The sequence below is a fragment of the Dactylosporangium sp. NPDC051087 genome, assembly GCF_055586325.1.
Genome location: NZ_JBVJIJ010000052.1, coordinates 15830 through 38275 on the forward strand (window position 1 = coordinate 15830; position 22446 = coordinate 38275).

General features: G+C 74.6%; 20 protein-coding genes. 11 read left to right on the plus strand and 9 right to left on the minus strand.

Translation table 11 applies throughout. From position 1 onward, the window contains the following. Window positions 1-24: 24 nt before the first annotated feature. A complete protein-coding gene (locus ACZ6TV_RS52010) occupies window positions 25-312 on the plus strand; it encodes a DUF1905 domain-containing protein (protein WP_465308602.1) in 288 nt (95 codons plus the stop codon). On the opposite strand, the gene ACZ6TV_RS52015 is transcribed toward ACZ6TV_RS52010, so the two are convergent. Together ACZ6TV_RS52015 and ACZ6TV_RS52020 are read right to left on the minus strand one after the other, a co-directional pair. Beyond that, window positions 309-1208 carry a M56 family metallopeptidase gene (locus ACZ6TV_RS52015; RefSeq protein ID WP_465308604.1) on the minus strand — a complete coding sequence of 300 codons (900 nt, stop codon included), beginning with the start codon at window positions 1206-1208 and terminating at the stop codon, window positions 309-311. The two genes, ACZ6TV_RS52010 and ACZ6TV_RS52015, sit on opposite strands and share 4 nt — an antisense overlap. Next, window positions 1205-1564: a BlaI/MecI/CopY family transcriptional regulator gene (locus tag ACZ6TV_RS52020; RefSeq protein ID WP_465308606.1), complete on the minus strand. Its 360-nt coding sequence runs from the start codon at window positions 1562-1564 to the stop codon at window positions 1205-1207. Before ACZ6TV_RS52020 ends, ACZ6TV_RS52015 begins: the two co-directional genes overlap by 4 nt. Before the next feature lie 279 nt (window positions 1565-1843). Between ACZ6TV_RS52020 and ACZ6TV_RS52025 the strand changes: the two genes are divergently transcribed. From ACZ6TV_RS52025 to cydD, 3 genes are all read left to right on the plus strand, one after another. Further along, on the plus strand, window positions 1844-3214 hold the full coding sequence (locus tag ACZ6TV_RS52025) for a cytochrome ubiquinol oxidase subunit I (RefSeq protein WP_465308608.1): 1371 nt from the start codon (window positions 1844-1846) through the stop codon (window positions 3212-3214). A 10-nt stretch (window positions 3215-3224) separates the two neighbouring features. Next, complete coding sequence (cydB, locus tag ACZ6TV_RS52030; protein ID WP_465308610.1) at window positions 3225-4232, plus strand: cytochrome d ubiquinol oxidase subunit II; 1008 nt, start codon at window positions 3225-3227, stop codon at window positions 4230-4232. A 287-nt stretch (window positions 4233-4519) separates the two neighbouring features. Further along, on the plus strand, window positions 4520-8296 hold the full coding sequence (gene cydD, locus ACZ6TV_RS52035) for a thiol reductant ABC exporter subunit CydD (protein ID WP_465308611.1): 3777 nt from the start codon (window positions 4520-4522) through the stop codon (window positions 8294-8296). Here the strand turns inward: cydD and ACZ6TV_RS52040 are convergent. Next, on the minus strand, window positions 8262-8846 hold the full coding sequence (locus ACZ6TV_RS52040) for a TetR/AcrR family transcriptional regulator (RefSeq protein ID WP_465308613.1): 585 nt from the start codon (window positions 8844-8846) through the stop codon (window positions 8262-8264). The genes cydD and ACZ6TV_RS52040 overlap by 35 nt on opposite strands. A 67-nt stretch (window positions 8847-8913) precedes the next feature. Between ACZ6TV_RS52040 and ACZ6TV_RS52045 the strand changes: the two genes are divergently transcribed. Continuing rightward, window positions 8914-10047 carry an alkane 1-monooxygenase gene (locus ACZ6TV_RS52045; protein WP_465308615.1) on the plus strand — a complete coding sequence of 378 codons (1134 nt, stop codon included), beginning with the start codon at window positions 8914-8916 and terminating at the stop codon, window positions 10045-10047. A gap of 72 nt (window positions 10048-10119) precedes the next feature. Further along, window positions 10120-11232, plus strand: coding sequence for a glycoside hydrolase family 12 protein (locus ACZ6TV_RS52050; protein WP_465308617.1), 1113 nt, complete (start codon window positions 10120-10122; stop codon window positions 11230-11232). A gap of 48 nt (window positions 11233-11280) precedes the next feature. Here the strand turns inward: ACZ6TV_RS52050 and ACZ6TV_RS52055 are convergent, their stop codons facing one another. Further along, complete coding sequence (locus ACZ6TV_RS52055) at window positions 11281-11595, minus strand: ribosomal protein L7/L12 (RefSeq protein ID WP_465308619.1); 315 nt, start codon at window positions 11593-11595, stop codon at window positions 11281-11283. A 17-nt stretch (window positions 11596-11612) separates the two neighbouring features. Continuing rightward, window positions 11613-12296, minus strand: a complete 684-nt coding sequence (locus ACZ6TV_RS52060) for a DUF4386 domain-containing protein (protein ID WP_465308621.1) — start codon at window positions 12294-12296, stop codon at window positions 11613-11615. 64 nt (window positions 12297-12360) lie between these two features. On the opposite strand from ACZ6TV_RS52060, the gene ACZ6TV_RS52065 reads away from it, so the two are divergent. The 4 genes from ACZ6TV_RS52065 (at window position 12361) to ACZ6TV_RS52080 (ending at window position 15605) form a co-directional block, all read left to right on the plus strand. Then, a complete protein-coding gene (locus ACZ6TV_RS52065; RefSeq protein ID WP_465308623.1) occupies window positions 12361-13086 on the plus strand; it encodes a TetR/AcrR family transcriptional regulator C-terminal domain-containing protein in 726 nt (241 codons plus the stop codon). A gap of 13 nt (window positions 13087-13099) precedes the next feature. Continuing rightward, window positions 13100-14149, plus strand: coding sequence for an aldo/keto reductase (locus ACZ6TV_RS52070; RefSeq protein WP_465308625.1), 1050 nt, complete (start codon window positions 13100-13102; stop codon window positions 14147-14149). 66 nt (window positions 14150-14215) lie between these two features. Further along, window positions 14216-14617, plus strand: a complete 402-nt coding sequence (locus ACZ6TV_RS52075) for a DUF6582 domain-containing protein (protein ID WP_465308627.1) — start codon at window positions 14216-14218, stop codon at window positions 14615-14617. A 28-nt stretch (window positions 14618-14645) separates the two neighbouring features. Next, window positions 14646-15605: a LacI family DNA-binding transcriptional regulator gene (locus tag ACZ6TV_RS52080; RefSeq protein WP_465308629.1), complete on the plus strand. Its 960-nt coding sequence runs from the start codon at window positions 14646-14648 to the stop codon at window positions 15603-15605. A gap of 25 nt (window positions 15606-15630) precedes the next feature. On the opposite strand, the gene ACZ6TV_RS52085 is transcribed toward ACZ6TV_RS52080, so the two are convergent. After that, entirely contained in the window at window positions 15631-18243 is a 2613-nt protein-coding gene (locus ACZ6TV_RS52085) for a glycine-rich protein (RefSeq protein ID WP_465308631.1), read from the minus strand. Window positions 18244-18456: 213 nt separating this feature from the next. Between ACZ6TV_RS52085 and ACZ6TV_RS52090 the strand changes: the two genes are divergently transcribed. Beyond that, window positions 18457-19344: an alpha/beta fold hydrolase gene (locus ACZ6TV_RS52090; RefSeq protein ID WP_465308633.1), complete on the plus strand. Its 888-nt coding sequence runs from the start codon at window positions 18457-18459 to the stop codon at window positions 19342-19344. An 8-nt stretch (window positions 19345-19352) separates the two neighbouring features. On the opposite strand, the gene ACZ6TV_RS52095 is transcribed toward ACZ6TV_RS52090, so the two are convergent. The 3 genes from ACZ6TV_RS52095 to ACZ6TV_RS52105 form a co-directional block, all read right to left on the minus strand. After that, window positions 19353-20141 (minus strand): sulfite exporter TauE/SafE family protein, encoded by a 789-nt coding sequence (locus tag ACZ6TV_RS52095; protein ID WP_465308635.1) that lies wholly within the window; start codon window positions 20139-20141, stop codon window positions 19353-19355. A 198-nt stretch (window positions 20142-20339) separates the two neighbouring features. After that, on the minus strand, window positions 20340-20744 hold the full coding sequence (locus ACZ6TV_RS52100; RefSeq protein ID WP_465308637.1) for a hypothetical protein: 405 nt from the start codon (window positions 20742-20744) through the stop codon (window positions 20340-20342). 81 nt (window positions 20745-20825) lie between these two features. Continuing rightward, complete coding sequence (locus ACZ6TV_RS52105; protein WP_465308639.1) at window positions 20826-22427, minus strand: CocE/NonD family hydrolase; 1602 nt, start codon at window positions 22425-22427, stop codon at window positions 20826-20828. Window positions 22428-22446 lie beyond the last annotated feature (19 nt).

Here is a 22446-nt window from a genome sequence, read left to right on the forward strand (position 1 = left end):
CGTCACGCATCTACGCTGGTCGGCGTGGATCTGGAGTTCAGCGGCGAGGTGTGGCACTGGCGCGGCCCGGCACCGTTCCACTTCGTGACGGTGCCCGAGGACGACTGTGCGGTGCTGCGCTCGGCGGCGTCCTTCGTCACGTACGGCTGGGGCATGATCCCGGTCTCGGTGCGGATCGGCGGCACGACGTGGACGACGTCGCTGTTCCCCAAGGACGGCGGCTATGTCGTGCCGCTGAAGGACCGCGTGCGCAAGGCCGAGGAGATCGACCTCGGCGACACCGTCACGATCCGCCTGGTCGTCGACGCCTAGATCGGCCAGTGCCGCAGCGCCCGGTCCAGCCACGGGATGACGATCAGCACCGTCGGCAGCACCAGGATCGCGACGGCGAGCACGTAGACCGCGGCGCCGAGCCGGGCGTCGGTGCGCGGCGCGCCCGGCGCCAGCCGGTCCAGGCGCCACCGGCGCTCGCGGTCGGGGTCCTCGGTGCCGGTGACGCCGGGCGCCTCGGCGAGGGTCCGCAGTGCCTCGCGCACCGGCCCGTCGCCGTGCCGGCGTCCGGCGTCGTCGTCCGCGAGCGCCTCCAGCAGCAGGTGTACGGCGTCCAGCGGCGCCCGGCTGCGCAACGGCCGCGGCACCGCCTCGTAGAAGGCGGTGAACGACTCCATCACCACGTCGTGCCGGGCGCGCAGGTGCGCCCGCTCGTGGGCGAGGACGGCGGCGACCTGGGTCGCGTCCAGCAGGCGGAGGGTGCCCTGACTGAGCACGATCCTGGGGGAACGGCCGGGCACGCAGTACGCGAACGGCAGCCCGCCGTCGAGGACCCGCACCTGCTCGTCGAGGTCGGCCCGGTCCTCCGCCCGGTCCAGCAGGTCGGCGAGGAGCCGGTGACGGGCGCGGCGCACGCGTGAGCGGTACGCCACCTGCCACAACGACACGAGCAGCCGCACGACGATCACGGCGGCCACCGCCAGGGCGGCGATGAGCGCGGCGACGGCGAGGGTCTGGTCGGCGCCGCGCGCCCTGACGACCTCCTCGGGCGCGGCGAGCACCACGCCGAGCGCGCACAGCACCGCGGCGAGGGTCACCGCCTGCCACAGCGCGACGGCGGCACCCGGCGCCCGGGCCGTCCAGCGGGCCCGCGCGAGGGGGCCGGGCACGACGAGCGACAGGGTCAGCCCGAGCGCGCCCAGCAGGAGCGCGGTCACCGCTTCGCTGCGGCCTTCAGTGCCGCGGCGAGGGCGTCGGCGCCGATCCGGCCGACGAAGTGCGCGAGGGCCGCGTCGCGGGCGGCGCCGTCGGGAGCCGCGCTGAGCGCGTCGAGCATGAGCGCCGCGGTCATCTCCTCGCGGGTCTGGGTGGCCGCGTACCGGTAGGCGCGGTCCGCCTTCTGCTGGGTGACGACGCCCTTCTTCGCGAGCCGGTCCAGCACCGTCATCACGGTCGTGTACGCCAGACCCCGGTCAGGGTCGAGCCGCTCGTGCACCTGCCGGACGGTCAGCGGCTCCCCGGCGTCCCACAGCCGCGCCATGACCTCGCGCTCCAGCTCCCCAAGCCCGCTCATGCCGCCACCTCCGCTGCGCTCCGGCGTCGGCCTGAGCTGAACCTGTCACATGATGAGCGGCCCGAGCCGCTGCGCTGGCCGCTCATGCCGCCACCTGCGCTGCGCTCCGGCGTCGGCCTGAGCTGAACCTGTCACATGATGAGCGGCCCGAGCCGCTCCGCTGGCCGCTCATGCCGCCACCTCCGCTGCGCTCCACTGCCTCGAGTGTAACCGGAATTACGGTGCGCGTCGTACTACGGCACGTAGTATGTACTACGAAGTGTCGTAGAGGGGGGTGTCATGGACGTGCTCGACCTGACACGGCTGCAGTTCGCCGTGGTCACGATCTATCACTACCTGTTCGTGCCGCTGTCGATCAGCCTGTCCGCGACCACCGCCGGGCTGCAGATCGCCTGGCTGCGCACCGGCAACGACCGGTACCGGCAGCTCACCATGCTCGTCGGCAAGCTGCTCATCGTCACCTTCGCCGTCGGCGTCGTCACCGGCCTGGTGCAGGAGTTCCAGTTCGGGCTCGCCTGGAGCGAGTTCGCCCGCTTCTACGGCGACGTGTTCGGCCCGACCCTCGCCATCGAGGGCATGCTCGCGTTCTTCCTCGAAGCCACGTTCCTCGCCCTGTGGTACTTCGGCTGGGACCGGCTGTCGCGCCGCGTCCACCTCGCCACCATCGTCGTCGTCGCGGTCGGCACCCTGCTCTCGGCGTTCATCATCCTCGCCGCCAACTCGTTCATGCAGCGCCCGGTCGCCTACGAGCTGGACCCGGTCACCGGCCGCGCCCACCTCACCAGCTTCCGCGAGCTGCTGCTCAACGAGGTCAACCTGGCCGCGTTCCCGCACACCATGTCCGGCGCCGTCATGGTCGGCGGCGCCCTGCTGCTCGCCGTCGGTGCCTGGCGCCGCGGCGACCTGCGCGACGGCGCCGCGTTCACCACCCTCGCCCGGATCGGCGCCTGGATGACCGCGGCCGGCGGCGCGCTCACCGCCCTCACCGGCGACCACCTCGGCAAGGTCATCACCCAGGTGCAGCCGATGAAGATGGCCGCCGCGGAGGCGCTCTACAGCACCACGACCGGCGCGCCGTTCTCCATCTTCTCCACCGGGGCCGGCGGCTTCAGCATCGAGGTGCCCCGGCTGCTGTCGATCCTCGCGTACGGCAGCCCGAACGCCACCGTCGCCGGCATCGACGACCTGCAGGCGCAGTACAGCGCCGCGTACGGACCCGGCAGCTACATCCCGATGGTCCCCGTCGCGTTCTGGACGTTCCGCCTCATGATCGGCGCCGGCATGCTCGCGATGGGGTTCGCGCTGCTGTACCTGTGGGCCACCCGCCGCGGCCGCACGCCGAACCCGTGGCTGGTCCGGGGCGCCCTGCTGCTGCCCCTGCTGCCGTCCGCCGCCAACAGCCTCGGCTGGATCTTCACCGAGACCGCCCGGCAGCCGTGGATCGCGTTCGGGCTGACGAAGGTCGCCGACGGCATCTCCCCGGGCCTGACCAGCGGCGAGGTCCTCGCGTCGCTGCTCGCCTTCGCCGCCGTCTACGGGGTCCTGGCCGTCGCCTGGCTGCGCCTCGTGCGCCATCTCGCCCGCAAGCCGCTCAGCACCGCCGACGCGGGCGCACCGGCACCGGCCGAGCCCGCCGCCGTGAGCTACTGAGGAGACCTCGATGAGCCTGGTCGTCATCTGGTACGCGCTGATCGTCCTCTGCTGGGTCCTGTTCTTCGTCCTGGAAGGCTTCGACTTCGGCGTCGGCCTGCTCAGCCCGCTGCTCGGCCGCGACGAACACGAGCGCGCCGCCGCCGTGCGGACCATCGGCCCCTTCTGGGACGGCAACGAGGTGTGGCTGGTCGCCGCGGTCGGCGTCACGTTCGCCGCCTTCCCGTCCTGGTACGCCGCGCTGCTGTCCGGCCTGTACCTGCCGATGGTCGCGATCCTGCTGCTGCTCGCCGGGCGCGGCGTCGCCCTGGAGTTCCGCGGCAAGCACGCCGACCCTCGCTGGCGCCGCCGCTGCGACCTCGTGCTCGCCGGCTGCTCCGCCGGGGTCGTGCTGCTGTGGGGCGCGGTGCTCACCGTCTTCGTGCGGGGCCTCGCCCTCGACGCCACCGGCGACGTCACCGGCGGCGGCCTCGGCCGCACCCTCGCCCCGATCCTCACCCCGGCCGCCCTCGCCGGTGCGCTGGTCGCGCTGGTCGCGGCGGTCCTGCTCGGCGCCACCTTCCTGGCGCTGCGCACCACCGGCCCGGTCCGGCGGCGGGCCGCGCTGCTCGCCCGGCGGGTCTCCCTGGGCGCCGCGGTCGCCGCGCTCGTCGTCGCGGCCGGGGCCCTGATCACCGGGGGGCCCGCGCTCGCCGCCGTCTTCGCGGTGCCGCTGGCTGGCGTCGCCGTCCTGAGCCGCCGCCCGGGCACCCGCTGGGAGGCGTCCGCGTTCGGGCTGACCGCGTTCGCCGTGGCCGCCGCCGTCGTCGTCGTGCTGACCGCCAACGGCGACGTCGTCCTGCCCAGCACCCTGTCCGGCGCGTGGTCGCTCACGATGGACGAGGCCGCCGCGACCGGGCCCGCGCTGCGGCTCATCAGCGCCGCCGCCGTCGTCGTGCTCCCCGGCGTCCTCGTGTACCAGGCCTGGTCCTACCGCGTGTTCCGGCAGCGCGTGGCGAGCGAACGGATCGCCTCATGAGCACCCCCGCCGCCGCCGCGCAGGCGGCTGACCGTTTTGTCGGGGCCGAGCCCGCGTCCGGGGGGTCCGCCGCGACCGCGAGGCCAGCGCCCACCGAGCCCGGTGTGACAGGTCCGGCCGCGACGCCGCCGGAAACCGCGCCCGGCGCGATAGGTGTGGCCGTGACGTCGGCGGAAGCCGCGCCTGGTGCGACAGGTGCGGTCGTGACGCCGGGGCGGACCGCGCCAGGTGCGACAGGTGCGGTCGTAGCGCCGGCGGAAGCCGCGTCCGGTGCGATGGTTGTGGCCGTGACGCCGGCGCAGACCGTGTCCGGTGCGGCGGTGACGCCCACCGAGGTCGATTCGACGGGTGCGGCCGCTCGCAAGGCTCGGGGGCCGGTCGACCCGCGGCTGCTGCGGCACGCCCGCAGCAGCCGGGCCGGGATCGCCGCGCTCGCCGTCATCGGCGCCGCGCAGGCCGCCGCGACCGTCGTCCTGGCCGTCGTGCTCACCGGCATCGTCGTCGGTCTCGCGGGCTCCGGCCGGGTCGGTGCCGGGGCGGTCGCCGCGCTCGCCGCCGTGTACGCCGCCCGGGCCGCGCTCGCCTGGGCGGAGCAGGTCGCCGGGCGGCGCACCGCGGCCCGCGTCACCGACGAGCTGCGCCGGTCCGTGCTGCACGCGGCGCTGCGCCGCGGACCCGCCTGGGTCGCCGGCTACGGCACCGGCCGGCTCGTCGCGGTCCTCGGCGGCGGGCTCGACGCGCTGCGGCCGTGGTTCAGCGGGTACCTGCCGTCGCTCGTCCTCGGCGTCGCCCTGCCGCCGCTCGTCGTGACCACGATGCTGTTCGTCGACCCCGCCTCGGCCGTCATCGTCCTGGTCACCCTGCCGCTGATCCCGCTGCTCGGCGCGCTCATCGGCTGGGCCACCCAGCGGCGCGCCGAGGAACGCTGGCAGGCGGGCGCCCGCCTGGCCGGCCACTTCCTCGACGCGGTCCGCGGGATCGCGACGCTGCGCCTGTACGGCCGCGCCGAACGCCAGACCGCCGCCGTCGCCACGATGACCGCCGGGCACCGCGCCGCGACCGTGCGGGTGCTGCGGGTCGCGTTCCTCTCCTCGACCGCCCTGGACCTGGTCGGCACGCTGTCCGTCGGCCTCGTCGCGGTCGAGGCCGGCCTCCGCGTCGCCGCCGGCCGCCTCGACCTCGGCCCCGCCCTGCTGGTCATCCTCCTGGCCCCGGAGGCGTACCGGCCACTGCGCGAGGTGGCGGCCCGCTTCCACGCCTCCGCCGACGCGGGCGCGGTCATCGCCGACGTCGACGCGATTCTCACCGGTGTCGCCGCCGCCCCGGATCCGGCCACCGTCCCGGGCCCGGCGACCGCGCCGGGTCCAGCCGCCGCGGTGAGTCCGGGCGCCGTTCCGGGTCCGGGTGCCACGGCGGGTCAGGGCGCCACGGCGGGTCCGGGCACGGCGGATCCGGGCGCGGCGGCCGGTCCGGGGGTCGAGCTGGGTCGAGCCGTCTCGGCGGGTCCGGGTGTCGCGGCGGCGGGCCTGCGGGTCCGGCACGAGGGCGCGGCCGTCGACGCGCTGCGGCTGCCGCACCTGACCGTCCACAGTGGAGAGCTGGTGGCCCTCGGAGGGCCTTCGGGTGCGGGCAAGACCACGGCGCTGCGGGTGCTCGCGGGACTGCACCAGCCGGCGGCGGGCACGGTGGCGGTGCGCGGGGAACGGCCGCTGTACCTGCCCCAGGACCCCACCCTGCCGCACGCCCGGACCGTCGCCGAAGCGGTCGCCCTCGACGGCGAGACCCGGCCCGACGACCGCACCGTCCTCGCCGCGCTGCGGACCGCCGGCCTCGACACGGAGATCCTCGCCATGCCCGGCGGGCTCGACACCCCGCTCGGCGAGCGCGGCCAGGGCCTCTCCTCGGGCCAGCGGCAGCGGCTCGCCCTCGCCCGGCTGCTCCGGCAGGCCCGGACCGCCCCCGCGGTGGTGCTGCTCGACGAGCCGACCGCCCACCTAGACGCCGCCGCCGAACGTCTCGTCATCGCCGAACTCCGCGCCCTCGCCGCCCAGGGCTGCGCGGTCCTCGTCGTCGCGCACCGCCCCGCCGTCCTCGCCGCCGCCGACCGGACCGTGCGGGTCACGCCTCCCGGACGTACCGTCGCCGCAGCGAATCCCGTCCAGGAGAACCCCGCCGTCGCGTCTGAGACAGTCGCCCCTGAACCCGCGGCAACCGCTCCTGAACGGGGCACTGCGCCGCGGTGGATGAGCAGCGCGGGCGTGGCCGTCGTGCTCGGTGCGGCGTCGTGGCTCGCCGGGATCACGCTCACCGGGGCGGCGGTGTGGCTGCTCGTCCGGGCCGCGGACCTGCCGCCGGTGCTCACCCTGTCCGGTGCCGTGGTCCTGGTGCGGGGCAGCGCCGTGGCCAGGCCGCTGCTGCGCTACCTGGAGCGGCTCGTCTCGCACGAGGTCGCGTTCGCCCGGCTCGGGGCGTGGCGGGCCGAGGTGTACGCCGCCCTGGTCCCGCGCATCCCCGGCCCTGCCCTGCACCGCCGCGGCGACCTGCTCACCAGGGTCGTCGACGACGTGGACGCGCGGGTGGACGGGGTGCTGCGGGGGAGGCTGCCCGCGTACGCCGCCTGGGCCGCGCTTCTCGTCGCCGTCGCCGCAGCGGCGATGGTCAGCCCCGCCGCCGCTGCCGCGCTGGCCGCCGGGATCGCCGTCGCGGGGCTCCTCGCGCCGTGGCTCGCCGCCCGGCACGCGGCCCGGGCCGACGCCGCCACCGGCCGGGCCCGCGCCGAACTGCGTGACGCCGTCGTCGAGACCGTCGAAGGCGTCGAGGACCTCGCGACCCGCGACGCCGCAGCCGCGCTCGCCGTCCCCGACCGCCGCAGCCGGGCCCTGTCCCGCCTGGAGGCGACGGCCGCGTCCACCGCCGGCGCCGCCTCGGCCGTCGCCCACCTCGGCTGGGGCGCCGCCGTCACGGGCGTGGCCCTCGCCGTGCCGGCGGCCACCCACCCCGCCGAGGTCGCCGCGATCCTGCTGCTCGGCGCGGTCGTCCTCGCCGAACCGGCCCTCACCCTCCCGGACGCGGCCGTCGCCCGCCGCGCGGCCACCGGTGCCCGCGCCCGCCTGCACGCCCTCACCACCCTGCCCCGCCCCGTCACCCCGTCCTCCCCGTCCACCTCGGACGATCCGGCCGGACCGCCCGCCCCGACCGCGCCGGAAGAGCCGCACCGCGCCGGCGACGCCGCCGGACGCGTGGACGGTGCGGCCGGACCGCCCGCTGTGACCGTGGCGGAAGAGATGCGCCGTGCCGGCGACGCCGCCGGACGAACGGGCGCGGGCGAGCGACCGGCCGCCCGGAGCGGCACGGTGGGGGAGTCCACTGTGGATGGCGGGGTCGTGCTGGCGGTGGAGGGGGTCACGGCGGGGTGGGATTCGCGGCGGCCGGCCGCGTTGCGGGGGCTCGACCTCGAGCTGCGGCAGGGGCGGCGGGTCGCGGTGTTCGGGGCGTCCGGCAGCGGCAAGTCGACCCTCGCGGCCGTTCTCGTCAGGATGCTCGACCCCCGCGAGGGTCGGGTGCGGCTCGGCGGGGACGACCTGCGGGACCTGCCCGACGCCGTCCTGCGGGCCAGGATCGGGCTGGTCGGGGATGCCGCGGACCACGTGTTCGCCACGACGGTGCGGCAGAACCTGAGGCTCGCCCGGCCGGCGGCGACCGACGACGAGGTGCGGACCGCGCTCGGGAGGGCGCACCTCGGGGCGTGGCTGGAGAGCCTGCCGGCGGGGCTTGACACCTGGCTGGGGGAGGGCGGCGCGACCATCTCCGGCGGGCAGCGGCGCCGCCTGGCGATGGCCCGGGCGCTGCTGGCCGGCCCGCCGGTGCTGGTGCTCGACGAGCCGACAGAGGGCCTGGACGAGCAGGAGGCGGCCGCGCTCATGGCCGACCTGCTGGCCGCGGCCGCCGGGCGGACGGTCCTGCTGCTCACCCACCGCGGCGACGGTCTGGAGCACATCGACGAGGCCTACGACCTCGAAGGGGGCCGGCTCAGGCGGCGAGCAGCCGCACCAGCACCTCGGTGAGCTCGTCCGCGGTCCGATCGAGTGAAGCGGCGGGCGACGGCTGGACGATGTGGCTGACGACGAGCCGCACGATCGAGTCCGCGGCGAGGGCCACGACTCCGGGGTCGTGGCCGGGCAGGTGTGTGGCGGCCCATTCGACGATGACGGCGCCGGCCGTGGTCAGCACCAGGGTCGACCGGGTCGTCAGGTAGGGCAGCAGGTCGTCGGCGCTGGTCAGGATCGACTTGATCAGCGGGTTGGCGGCGGCCTCGGTGAGGGTGTGACCGATGGCGGCGCGGGCGGCGGCGCGGACGTCGGGGCCGTGCCGGTGCAGCGCGGCCCGCACGTCGCCGACGAACCCGCCGATCTCCCGCGTCGCCAGGGCTTCGGCGAGGCCCGCCTTGTCGCCGAACTCGTTGTAGACCGTCTGGCGGCTCACCCCGGCGGCGTCGGCGACGTCGGCCATCCGGACGCCGTCCCAGCCGCCGGCGATCGTGAGGTCCCGGGCGGCGGTCACGAGGGTGTCGCGGAGCCGCTCACGGTTCGTCTCGCGGTACGTCACCGGCAGCATGCTAGACGTCGAGCCTGCTCGTGTCCAGATTCTTGACACAAGACAGCAATATGTAAAGCATGGCGGCATGACCGTCGATGTGTGGCGGGACCGCCGCCTGCCGCTGTGGCCCCTGGCGCTCGTGGTGCCCGCCCTGCCCTTCGCCGCCCTCGGGGTCGCGGGTGCCGGGGCCGGACCGTGGGGCTGGTGGCTGACCCCGGTCGTCGTCTTCGGGTTGATCCCGCTCATCGACCTGGCGTTCGGCGACGACCTGCGCAACCCGCCCGAGGAGGCGGTGCCGGCGCTGCAGCGCTCGCCGTACTACCGCTGGATCACGTATCTGTACCTGCCGGCCCAGTACGCCGCGCTGGTCGTGGCGTGCCGGGCCTGGGCGGACGGGGTGGGGCTCGTCGACGGCGCCGGGCTGGTGCTCACCGCCGGGATCGTCAACGGCATCGCCATCAACACCGCGCACGAGCTCGGTCACAAGCGCGAGCTCGTCGAGCGGCGGCTGTCGCGGATCGCCCTTGCCCCGACCGGCTACGGGCACTTCTTCGTCGAGCACAACCGCGGCCACCACGTGCGGGTCGCGACCCCGGAGGACCCGGCCAGCGCCCGGCTCGGCGAGTCGTTCTGGCGGTTCTGGCCGCGCACCGTCGGCGGCGGCCTGCGCTCGGCGTGGCGGCTGGAGACCGCGCGGTTCCGGCTGCGCGGCCGCAGCCCGTGGACGTGGCGCAACGACGTGCTCAACGGCTGGGCGATGACCGTGCTGCTGTTCGCCGGGCTGAGCGCGGTGTTCGGCTGGACGGTGCTGCCGTTGCTGGTCCTGCAGGCGATCGCGGGGTTCTCGCTGCTGGAGGCGGTCAACTACCTGGAGCACTACGGGCTGCTGCGGCAGCGCACCGCCGCCGGGCGGCCGGAGAAGGTCGACCCGCGGCACAGCTGGAACAGTGACCGGCTCGTCACCAACGTGTTCCTGTTCCAGCTGCAGCGGCACAGCGACCATCACGCCAACCCGCTGCGCCGGTACCAGACGCTGCGCACGTTCGACGAGTCGCCGCGGCTGCCCGCCGGCTACGCGACGATGGTCGTCGTCGCCCTGGTCCCGCCGCTGTGGCGCCGGGTCATGGACCACCGGGTGCTCGCCCACTACGGCGGTGACGCCACCCTCGCGAACCGAAACTTTCACGCCCCCGCCACGGCGCGACCCTCCACCGGTTGACCGTTGTCGATACACGACCCTACGTTGCCGAGTCGAAGCGCTTCGACAGAGCGCCAGATGGGGAGGGTCGTCATGCGAAGGCGCACCGCTGTAGTCCTGTCCACCGCGGCACTCGGCGCGGCCGCGGCCGGCGTCGTCATCACCGCGCCGCCCGCCTCGGCCGCGACCGGCTGCCGGGTGGCGTACTCCGTCGCCAACCAGTGGCCCGGCGGGTTCGGGGCGAACGTCACCGTCACCAACCTCGGCGACCCGGTCAGCTCCTGGACCGTCGTCTGGTCGTTCGGGTCCGGGCAGTCGGTGACCCAGGCGTGGAACGCGACCGTGACCCAGAGCGGGTCGCAGGTCACCGCCAGGAACGCCGGCTACAACGGCTCCCTCGGCACGGGCGCGAGCACGTCGTTCGGGTTCAACGGATCCTGGACGGGCAGCAACCCGGTCCCGGCCGGCTTCACGCTCAACGGCACCGCCTGCACCGGGGGAGTGACCAGCAGCCCGACCCCGAGCCGGACCCCGAGCAGCACGCCGTCCGGTGGGGTGCCGTCCGACGCGGCATGGGTCGCCACCGGCGCGTGGGACCAGTGGACGAACAACGGGTACACCGTCATCAACGACGTCTGGGGCTCCGGCGCCGGACCGCAGACCATCTGGGCCCGCACCGGCACCAACTGGGGCGTCGTGGCCGAGCACCCGCGGACCAGCGGCGTGAAGTCCTACCCGCACACCGGCAAGACCCTCAACCGGACGCTGAGCTCGCTGAGCTCGGTGCGCAGCTCGTTCGGCGTGACCGTGCCCGCCGACGGCGACTACGCGACCGCCTACGACATCTGGGCCGACAACAACGCCTACGAGGTCATGATCTGGGCGAACCAGCACGGCGCGGTCGGCCCGATCGCCGAGTCCTACGACAGCAACGGCGCGGTCCCCAACGCCCGCAACGTCAGCGTCGGCGGCCACACCTGGAACGTCTACCGCGGCTCGAACGGCGCCAACGCCGTCTTCTCGTTCGTGCGGACCAGCACCACCACCGCCGGCACCGTCGACGTCCTCGCCGTTTTGAACTGGCTGCGGACCCAGAACTGGTGGGGTGACGTGACCGTGGGCCAGGTCCAGTTCGGCTTCGAGATCACCGGCACCGCCGGCCGGTCGTCGTTCACCAACGGCAGCTTCTCGCTCGACTACAGCTGACCCGTGTTCCGGCCGCTGCTGGTGTACCGGCAGCAGCGGCCGCGACGGTCAGATCGGGATGCCGTGCCGCTGGGCGATCAGGTCCACGGCTTCCTTCGCCTCGCGCAGCCCGGCGCCGGTCGCTGCCCGGAGCTCCTTGATGGCCTGGATCCTGCGGCCGGCGAGGAGCTCCCGCAGCACGGCGTCGGGCACCTGCGGCTCCGGCTCGCGGATGCCGAGGTGGTCCATGACGAGGTCCAGCTTCCGCTCGATCGCGGCCAGCCGGCGGGCGTGGTCGTCGGCGGCGGCCCGGCGCCCGCTGCCGGAGACCAGCAGCACGAGCACGAACGGCAGCAGCACGGCGAACGGCACGATCCATTCCATGCCGCCATTGAACACCGTCACACCGCGGCGGGCACCGCGGCGACGGGGGCGGGTGCGGTCCGGCGCACGCCGCGGACGAGCAGGTAGCCGACCATCCACACCTCGCCGGCGGTCGCCGGCACCACGAGGACGTCCGCGAGGACCGGCGCGCCCGGCAGCAGATACGCGGCGAACGCGGCCAGCACGTAGCCGGCCCCGCCGGCGACGAGGACCCAGCCGAGGGCGCGCGGCATCCAGCCCGACCGGATCGCGCACCAGCCCATCGGGATCAGCCACAGCCCGAAGAAGATGCCGCCGACGCTCCACAGCGCGCCGCTGACCAGATACAGCACCTGCACGTTGGCGGCGGTGTCGCCGACCGGGTCGCCGGCGAGGGCGACCGTCGTGCCCAGCAACGCGGCGCTGACCAGGATGACGACGGCGTTGACGGTGCCGAACACCGCGATCCCACCGGCGGCGAACCGGTCGACGGACTGGAACAGCCGGTAGAACCACAGCGCCGCGAGGGCCTGGGTGAGGACCGTGAGCAGCTCCAGGGCGACGCCCGCGCGGGCCAGCGTCGCGTGCGACGCGACGTTGGCCAGCGTCGCGGCCGCGTCGCCGTCGACGAACAGCTTGGACCGCACGAGCAGGAACCCGAGCCCGCCAGTGACGGCGAGAGCGAGATAGAGCAGACCGGTGACACGAGCGGTGCGGACCATGGCGGCCTCCGAGGAATATCCAACCTTACCTCGTAAGGTAACCATACCTTGTAAGGTGAAGGCAATGAGGAAAGCGCTCAGCCGGGAACGGGTCTTCGCCGCGGCCGTGACACTGGCCGACGGGCACGGCATCCAGGCGCTCACGATGCGCCGGCTCGCCGCCGACCTGGGCGTCGAGGCGATGTCGCTCTACTACCACGTGCCCGACAAGGAGACCCTGCTCGACGGTGTCGCCGACACCGTCGTCGCCGAGGTCGTGGCGGAGGCGGCGGGCACAACCGCGGACGCGGCGGGCACAACCGCGGAGGCGGCGGGCGCGACCAAGACAGCGGCGGACGGGGCCGGGGCGACGTGGCGGGACGTCCTGCGCGGCCAGTTCCTCGCCGCCCGCCGGGTGATGCTGCGGCACCCGTGGGCGCCCGGGCTCCTCGGTACCAGACGGACCGTCCCGGCCAGCGTGTTCGGCTACTACGACGGGATCCTCGGCACCATGGTCGGGGCCGGGTTCAGCTACCGGATCGCGCACCGCGCCCTGCACGCCTTCGGCAGTATGCCGCTCGGCTTCGCGCAGGAGGTGTTCAGCCCCGCCGCCGCGGGCGGCAGCATGGACGCCGAGGCCACCGAGGCCGGGCTCGAGGCCCTCGCCGCCACCATGCCGCACCTGACCGCGATGGTCGCCGCCGAGGTCCACGCCGCGACCGACCCCACCCTCGGCTGGTGCGACGGCCAGGTCGAGTTCGAGTTCACCCTGGACCTGCTCCTGGACGGTCTCGAACGGCTGCGCGGATAGGTAAGGTGACGGCGTGGAGTACCGCGCGCTCGGCAGGTCAGGTCTGATGGTCTCCGTCCTCACCATGGGGACGATGACGTTCGGCGGCAAGGGCGGCTTCGCGGCCGTCGGCGCCACCGACGTGACCGAGGCCCGCCGTCAGGTCGACATGTGCCTCGACGCCGGCGTCAACCTCATCGACACCGCCGACGTCTACTCCGCCGGCGAGTCCGAGCGGATCGTCGGCGAGGCCATCAAGGGCCGCCGCGACGACCTGCTCGTCGCCACGAAGGTGCGGATGCCGATGGGGCCCGGCCCCAACGACGCCGGCCTGTCCCGCCAGCACGTCATCGCCGGCTGCGAGGCGAGCCTGCGCCGCCTCGGCGTCGAGCACATCGACCTCTACCAGCTGCACGAGTGGGACGGCGTCACCCCGCTGCAGGAGACGTTCGAAGCGCTCGACCTGCTGGTCCGCCAGGGCAAGGTCCGCTCCGTCGGGCTGTCCAACTACACCGGCTGGCAGCTGATGAAGGCCGTCGGCACCGCGATCCGGCACGGCCTGCCGCGCCCCGTCAGCCAGCAGATCTACTACTCGCTGCAGGCCCGCGACGCCGAGTATGAGCTGATCCCCGCCGCCGTCGACCAGGACCTCGGCGTCCTCGTGTGGAGCCCCCTCGCGGGCGGGCTGCTGTCGGGCAAGTACCGTCGCGGCGTCGCCGCCCCGGCCGGCTCCCGGCAGCTCAGCGACTGGGACGAGCCGCCGGTGCACGACCAGGAGCGGCTCTACGACACGGTGGAGCTCCTCGTCGAGATCGGCGCGGGGCACGGCGTGTCGGCGGCGCAGGTCGCCCTCGCCTACGTCCTCGGCCGGCCGGCCGTCACGTCGCTGGTGATCGGCGCCCGCACCGGCGAGCAGCTCGCCGACAACCTCGCCGCCGCCGACCTCACCCTCACCGGCGAGGAGCGCCGCCGCCTCGACGAGGTGAGCGCCCTGCGGCTGCTGTACCCGTACTGGCACCAGGCGAAGACGGCCCGCGACCGGCTCTCCCCGGCCGACCTGACCCTCCTGGGCCCGCACCTGTAGACCGCGACCCCCGTCTGGGCCTGCGGGGGAACGCATGGACGGGCCGGCGGCGGGTATCCCGGCGGTATGGCAGCACGCAGACAGAGCAGGCACGAGCTGGACACCGACGACCGCAACGCGATGCCCGACAGCGCGTTCGCGTTCCCCCGGCTGCGCAAGGAGCCGCTCAACGACGCGTCGCACGTGCGCAACGCGATCGCCCGGTTCGACCAGGTCCGCGACGCGACCGACGCCGAGCGGACCGAGGCGTTCAAACGCATCAAGCGGGCCGCGAAGCGCCACGGCGTCGACATGACCGAGACCAACTGGCACGAGCTGGGCAAGCCGTCGGCGACGATGCGGTCGTCGGACCGGCCGAGGCAGGGCGGCTCGCGCGACGAGCTGTACGCGGAGGCGAAGCGCCGCAACGTCAAGGGGCGCTCGTCGATGACCAAGGACGAGCTGCGGCGGGCGCTGAGCAGCAGGTGACACCGCCCGCTGCGCTATGTTGATCGACATGGAGCAGCAGCGTCCCAAGCTCGCCGACGTGGCGCGGGTGGCCGGCGTGTCCCGGGCCACCGCGTCGCGGGCGATCAACGGCCTGCCCGGCACCACCGACGCGATGCGCAAGCGGGTCCGCGACGTCGCCGAGCGGCTCGGCTTCGAGCCGCACGCGGCCGCGCGCGCCCTTGCCACCGGCCGGGCCGGCGCGGGCTGCCCTGAGCACATCGAGATCCTCATCGTCGACCCCGACCCGGCGGCGCTGGCCGGCAAGCCCTTCTACGGGCGGGTCCTGACCGGTGCCGTCCGCGCCCTCGAAGGCCACGACGTGGCACTGCAGGTCAGGCAGGTCGCGACGCCGGCGGCACGGCAGGAGGACCCGCCGTTCGGGCAGGTCCTCATCAACATGCCCGCGGCGGCCGCCGCCGGGCTGCGGCGCACCCGCACGGTCGCGCTGGGGCAGACCGCGCCCGGCATCCCGTTCGTCGCACCCGACAACTACGGCGGCGGTCACCAGGCGGCGATGCACCTGGTCGCGACCGGCCGGCGGCGGGTCGGCGCGGTGTTCGGCCCGCCGACGCCGTGCGCGGACGAGCGGAAGGCCGGGTTCCTGCGGGCGATGGCCGGTGCGGGCCAGTCCGTCCTCGCCGCCGACGGCGACTTCACCCGCCCGACGGCGTATGCGGCGATGCGGGAGCTGCTGCTGCGCGAGCCGGACCTCGACGCCGTGTTCACCGCCTGCGACGTGTCCGCGATGGGGGTCCTGCAGGCGCTGCGCGAGGCGGGCCGGCGCGTCCCCGACGACGTCGCCGTCGTCAGCTTCGACGGCAGCGCCCTCGCCGAGGCCGCGGACCTGTCGTCGGTCTACATGCCGGTGGAGGAGGAGGCGGCCGCCGCGGTCCGCCGCCTTCTGGATCCCGCCCTGCCCACGGGCGGGCGCCTGCCGACGACCCTGACCCTGCGCGGCTCCAGCTGAGCGGACCCGCGCAGGGCAGGGAAGGTCAGGCGATCCCGGGGCGCCGGCGGCGTCGCGGGCTGCCGAACGCGACGAGCGTCGCGCCGGTCGGGATCATCGTCGAGCCGACGAGGATCAGGTCGAGCAGCCCGAGCCCGGTGACGGCCAGGGCAGTGCCGAACACGAACGCCGAGTACGTCGACTCGGCCGTCTGACCGTAGGCGTCGGTCACCCGGTAGCGGACCGCCTTCGCCTGCCCGGCGAACCCGGGCACCGCGACGAAGCTGATGTGCCCGCTCGCCGGCTGCAGCACGTACGTGCCCTGGTTCGGGATCCGCACGACGATCGCCGCCCGGCCCTTGGCGTCCAGCAGCGTGATCGAGCCGCCGGCCGGGACCGTCAGCGTCGCCGACTGCGTCTGGTCCGGCTGCCCCTGCGTGGTCTTGCTCGGCGGCGCCGGCGGGGCCGGGATCGTGACCAGCGGCGTGTACGTCGCCTTCGCCGTCTGCCCGTACGCGTCGGTGACCTGGTAGTCGACCGGCGGCAGCTGGCCGTGGAAGCCCAGCACCGGGGTGAAGATGACGGTCGCGGATCCCGGCGACTGCGACGGGTTCGGCACCGAGCCGGCCGCCGCGATGGAGGCGCCGGCCGCGGCGACGGATGCCGAGGACGCGGCCACGAGCTGCAGCGTGTACGTGCCCTGGTTCGGGAAGAACAGCGACGTGACCGCGTTGCCGTTGGCGTCGACCAGCGAGATCGTGCCTCTCGCCGGCACCGGCAGCGTCGCCGTCTGCGGGGTGACGCCCTCACCGCTCGTGGTGCGGTCCGGCGCGGTCGGCGGCGGCGGGATCGTCACCGTCGCGGTGTAGGTCGCGTCCGCGTGCTGCCCGTAGCTGTCGGTCACCCGGTACGTGGCCGCGGTGACCACGCCGATGTAGCCGGGGAACGGCGTGAACGTGAGCGCCTTGCCGGCCGCGTCGAACCCGTAGGTGCCCTTGCCCTCCACGTTCAGCGTCGGGGTCACCGTGCCACCGGACACGAACCCGACCGTCCCGGCGGCGGGCACCTCCACGGCGGCGGACTGCACGACCGTGCCGAGGCCCGTGCTGGTCTTCGCGGCCGCGGCCGGTCCTGCCGGTTTCGTGACCGTCGGCGTGTACGTGGCGGTGCCGGTCAGACCGGCGGCGTTCGTCAGCCGGTACGTCACCGGCGTGGCCGTGCCCACGTACCCGGTGACGGGTGTGAACGTGATGACGCCGGTGGACGCGTTGAGCACGTAGGTACCCTGCTGCGCGACCGTCACCGTGGTGGTCGGCTGCCCGCCGGTGCCGAGCAGCGTGACGGTGTTCCCGGCCGGGACGCTCGCCGTGGCGGTCTGCGGCGCGGTGCCGACGCCGGTGCTGGTCAGCGCCCCGGGCGCCGGTGCCGGATGCACCGGTGCCGGCGCCGGCCCGACCGTCGGCGTGTACGTCGACGTCGCGCCCAGCTCGCCGGATCTCCGCTTGAACGTGACCGGGGTCGCGGTGCCGGAGAAGCCCGCGTCCGGGGTGAAGGTGATGACGCCGGTGGCCGGGACCACCGTGTAGACGCCCTGCCCGGCGACGGTCACCGTGTTGACGTCGGACGGCGTGCTGTCGACCAGTTTGACCGAGCCGCCGGCCGGCACCGGCACGGTCACCGTCTGCACCGCGCCGTACTCGCCGGACGACGTCAGCGGCGACGCGGTCAGCGGGGTCGTCCACTGGATCACGACCTCGCCGTTCTGCTCGTGGTCGCCCTTGCCGGCCGTCTTCGCCGAGTCGCCGTCGGCGGCGGACTTCTCGTCGCTCGCCGCGTAGAGGTAGCCGCCCGAGACACCGGTGCTGTTCTTGTACCCGGAGCCGCCGCCGCCGGAACCGGCGAAGGTCGGGCTGCCGAAGCTCGCCTGGCAGTCGCCGCCGCCACCGCCGAACCAGCCGCCGCCACCGCCGCCGCCCGGCTTGTAGCCGTCGCCGCCCGCACCGCCGGCGAGCGCGGCGCCGTCGTCGCCCTCGCCGCAGCCGTTGTTGCCGGCCGCACCGGCCGCGATCTGCGTGCCGCCGCCGCCGGCCGTCGCGCCGCCGGCGCCGCCGGTGCCGCTGCTGCCGCCGCCGTATCCGCCGTCGTCGGCCGTGGTGGTCGCGGCCGCGCCGCCGCCACCGGCGATGAGCACCGGGCCCACGCCGTACGACGTCCGCCAGATCGCGGACATGCCGCCGCCGCTGCCGCCGTCGTCGTTGCCGTTCTCCTCGCGGCCGCTGCCGTGCTCCTGCAGCACGCCGCCGTCGATGATGCCGCCGCGTCCGCCGCCGCCGTAGGTGGCGACCGAGGAGTTCGGCTTGCCGCCCTCGCCGACGGTGATGGTGAGCACCTCGCCCGGGGTGACCGTGACGGTCCCGACGGCCCAGCCGCCCCCGCCGCCCTTGCCCTCCAGCGAGTCGGCCCCGCCCGCGCCGAACACGTCGACGCCGACGTGGGTGATCCCGGCCGGCACGGTGAACGTCTGGTCCGATCCCGTGTATGCGAACCGCATGCAGTCGGTGCCGCCGTCGGTGGGTGTGCACGGCACCCCGGCCGCCGCGGCCGGAGCCTGCTGGAAGAGCGGCACCACCACGCCGGTGAACGCGACGGTCAGCGCCATCGCGCCCAGTGCCCGTCGCCTGCGGGTGCCTGCCGCACCGAATCTCTGCTTCAACTGCTTCCCCCGTACGCCTGATATCAGAAATCACCTTAAACAGTGAAAACAATCACCTAGGGGGTAATTCGGATATCAGGTATACGGCGGTACGGGGAGTGCGAGACGGCCCAGCGCGGTTCGCCACGGGAGGCACCCGGCAGGCATAGGCTCGGCGGCATGGTGCAGACGCAGACACACACCCTCGCGCTGCCGGGGGCCGACCTGGTCTACGACGTCCGCGGGCCGCTGCCGCCCGCCGGCGGCCAGCCCGTGCTGTTCATGATCGGCCAGCCGATGACCGCGGAGGGATTCACCGTCCTCGCCGGGCACTTCGAGGACCGCACGGTCGTCACGTACGACCCGCGCGGGCTCGGCCGCAGCGTGCGCTCCGACGGCGGGACCGACAACACGCCGCAGCAGCAGGCGGTGGACCTGCACGCGCTGATCGGCGCGCTCGGCGCGGGACCGGTCGACGTGTTCGCCAGCAGCGGCGGCGCCGTCACCGCCCTCGAACTGGTCGCCACGCACCCCGGCGACGTCGCCACCCTGGTGGCGCACGAGCCGCCGCTGAGCACCGTGCTGCCCGACGCGGCCGGCGCGGAGCGGGCCCGGGCCGGCTTCAACGACGCGTACGAGGCGAAGGGCTGGGGCGCGGGCATGGCCGCGTTCATCGTCATGACGTCGTGGCAGGGCGAGTTCACCGAGGAGTACTTCGCGCAGCCGGCCCCGGACCCGGCGATGTTCGGGATGCCGGCCGAGGACGACGGGACCCGCGACGACCCGCTGCTGTCGAAGCGGTCGTGGGCGGTCACCGACTACCGGCCGGACGTCGCGGCCCTCGCCGCCGCCGCGCCGGCCCGGATCGTGGTCGCGGTGGGGGAGGAGTCGGCGGGGACCTACACGGCGCGGACCGCCCTGGCGACCGCCGCGCTGCTCGGCCAGGAGGCCACCGTGTTCCCCAGTCACCACGGCGGTTTCCTGGGCGGTGAGTTCGGCTACGCCGGCAAACCCGAGGAGTTCGCCGTCAAGCTCCGCGAGGTCCTGACGGGGCCGGCGCCGGCCTGACGGCGGGCCTACCGGGTGAGCAGCACGGTGATGGCGATCAGGCCCAGCACGACGATCGCGGAGCGCAGGACCACTTCGGGCAGGCGGCGGCCGTAACGGGCACCGGCTGACCCGCCGATGATCGAGCCGGCGGCGAGGAGACCCGCCGCCGGCCAGTCGACGCGGTCGGTGGCCACGACGACGTATGCGGCGGCCGCGACCGCGTTCACGCCCGTGGTCAGCACGTTCTTCATGGCGTTGAGCCGTTGCAGCGGCTCGCGCAGGAGCAGGCCGAAGATGCCGATCAGCAGCACGCCCTGGCTGGCGGCGAAGTACCCGCCGTAGGTGCCGGTCGCGTAGGCGCCGGCGAACAGCCCGGCGTGCCGCGCCCGGCCGGGGCCCTCCACGGCGGGGGCGACGGCGTCCGGGGACGACCGCCGGTCCAGGGCGCGCTGCAGCGCGGGCTGGACGGCGACCAGGACCACCGCGAGACCGACCAGCGCCGGCACGACCGCCTCGAAGCTCGCCGCCGGCAGGTGCAGCAGCAGGAACGCGCCGCACAACGCCCCGATCACCGACGCGGGCAGCAGCCGCAGCACCAGGCGCCGCTGGCCGCGCAGTTCGCGCCGGTACCCGACGGCACCGCTCACGTTGCCCGCGACCAGGCCGAGGGTGTTGCTCACGGTGGCGGTCACCGGCGGCAGGCCCACGGCCAGCAGCACCGGGAACGTGACCAGGGTCCCCGAGCCGACGACGGCGTTGATCCCACCGGCGGCCAGCCCGGCGACGGCGACCGCCGCCATCTCCCACCCTGTCATGCGCCCATCGTCGCCCAGCGTCGCACGCGCCGCCCGCCGGGCCGCACCGCCGGCGCCTTGACCTGGGTGGCGGTGAGGGCGCACGCGTCGATCTGCCGGGCGAGGACCCCGTCGACGTGGAGGCTCAGGTGCCCGCGTTCGCGTCCCGCACGCCCGCCAGGTGATATCAGCGGCCCGTCACCGGCGTGAACGGGCGGGTCAGATGTCGACGTCGATGTGCATGGTGCCGGTGCTGACGTCGCAGACCTGGGTGGTGCCGCCGGCCATGGTGAAGTCGACGTTGAACGGGTGCTCGGCGCCCGCGCCGTCGGTGAGGGTCAGGTTGACCGTGCCGGTGCCGCCCGGGGTGTGCTGCGAGGAGACCATCTTCGTCCGCCACGGGCGCTGCAGCCCGGTGAAGTCCTCCCGCAGCTCGTCGGCGGTCGGCGGGGTACCGGACGAGGCGCACCAGTGGGACGCGGCGGTGCTGTAGTCGGCGCGTTCCAGCTCGCCGAAGAGCTGCTCGACGGCGAGCCGGATGCGCTTGCCGTCGCCGTCCTCGAACGGCTCCACGGCGCAGGCGGAGAGCGCGAGGACCAGGAGGACGAGGGCGAGCCGCTGCATGCCCGCCACGGTAGGTGCCGGCGGCCGACCGTACGGTCGCGCCGCCGACACCTGCCGTGCGTCGTGCGACACACGCACCGGCTACCGCAGCGGCACGTCCACATAGGAGCCGCCGGCGACGGTGACGGAGCCGCCGAGGGTGTTCGCGTCGTAGTACAGCGGGTCGGTCGTGTCGACGACGAGGGTCAGCGAGTGCCCGGCCGGCACGTCGTAGGCGGTCGCGGACAGGGACACGTCCACGCTGCGGCTCCCGGTCGCGGTGCCGAGCCACGACACGGGCGCGTGCGTGATGAGCTTCGCGTTGCCGGCGGTGTCCAGGTCGTACAGGTACGCCACGACCGTGCCCTGGGCGGCGGTGCCCGTGAGGTTCAGGTGCACCTTCGGCACGCCCCGGATCCGCTGGACGGTCGACGGCCGGTCGGAGGCCCAGACGCCGGCGCGGAGACGGTCGACGGTCGGCAGCCAGATCTGCGGCAGGATGCCGGTGAGGGCCGCCGCGCCGTTGGTGAGCAGGACGACCCCGCCGTCGGCGGTGGTGTTCAGGTCGGACGGCAGGGTCTTGCTCCAGCCCGTGCTCGGGCTCCCGCCGAGCAGCCCGGTGCCGTCCCACCAGCGGATCTGGCTCAGGCCGTACCGGCGGACGCTGCCGCTGAGCGAGGACCACGCGGCGTAGCTCTCGCTCGCGGCGTTGTGCGGCTTGACGAGCACCGGCGGCTCCGAGCCGATCCCCGTGTCGAGCCCGGCGAGGTACTGGTCGAACCACCGGTACGCGCTGGCCCACACCTCGTTGGGCAGGCCGATGACGCCGGTGAGCTCGGCGATCGCGTGGTCGCCGGGGCGCAGCTCCAGGCGTTTCGGCCCGGCGAGGCGGCCGTAGAAGTCGACGAGCTGGTTCGGCGGGAAGATCGAGTCGCCCCACGAGTTCGCGATCAGGACGGCCGGCCGGTTGGCGTTGATGGCGTCGAGGTAGGTCGCCGCGGACCGTACCCCGGCCCAGGCCATGATCTGGGGGACGTTGCGGTTGGCGTTGAAGTCGGCGAGCTTGCCCGACAGGTCGGGCCCGGCGTTGCCGAGCAGCCCCGCGGCGAGCTGCAGCAGCCCGGCCGACTGCTGGTGCCGGGTCTGGTCGCCGTAGAGCGAGTAGACGAGGTCGGTCCAGCCGCTCATCATGACGACGGCGCGGATGCGGGGGTCGAAGGCCGAGCCGAGGAGGCTGATGCCGGCACCGTACGAGATGCCGGCCGCGCCGATCCGGGACGGGTCGGCGGCGGTGTTCGCGATCGTCCAGTCGATGACGGCCGACAGGTCGGCCATGTCCTTCGGCCCGGCGGTGTCGATCTCGCCGCCGGAGGCCCACCAGCCGCGCGGCGTGTAGGACACGACGACGTAGCCGCGGCCCGCGAGGGTCCTGGCCTGGGCGATGTACTCGAGGTCGTTGAGCCCCCAGCTGGCGGGGAACACGATCGCCGGGTAGCGGCCGGCGGCGGACGGGGCGATCACGTTGGCCTTGAGCACGACACCGCCGGAGCCGGCGATGTCCACGAACCGGAACCCGGTCGTGGGCACCGCGGCCGTCGCGGCGGCGGCCGGCAGCGGCGCGGCGGTGGCGGGGGCGGGGGCCGCCGCGGTGAGGGCGGCCGCGGCGAGCACGGACAGCAGGCAGACGGACAGGCGCTTCGCCATGCGCTCTCCTTCAGAGGGA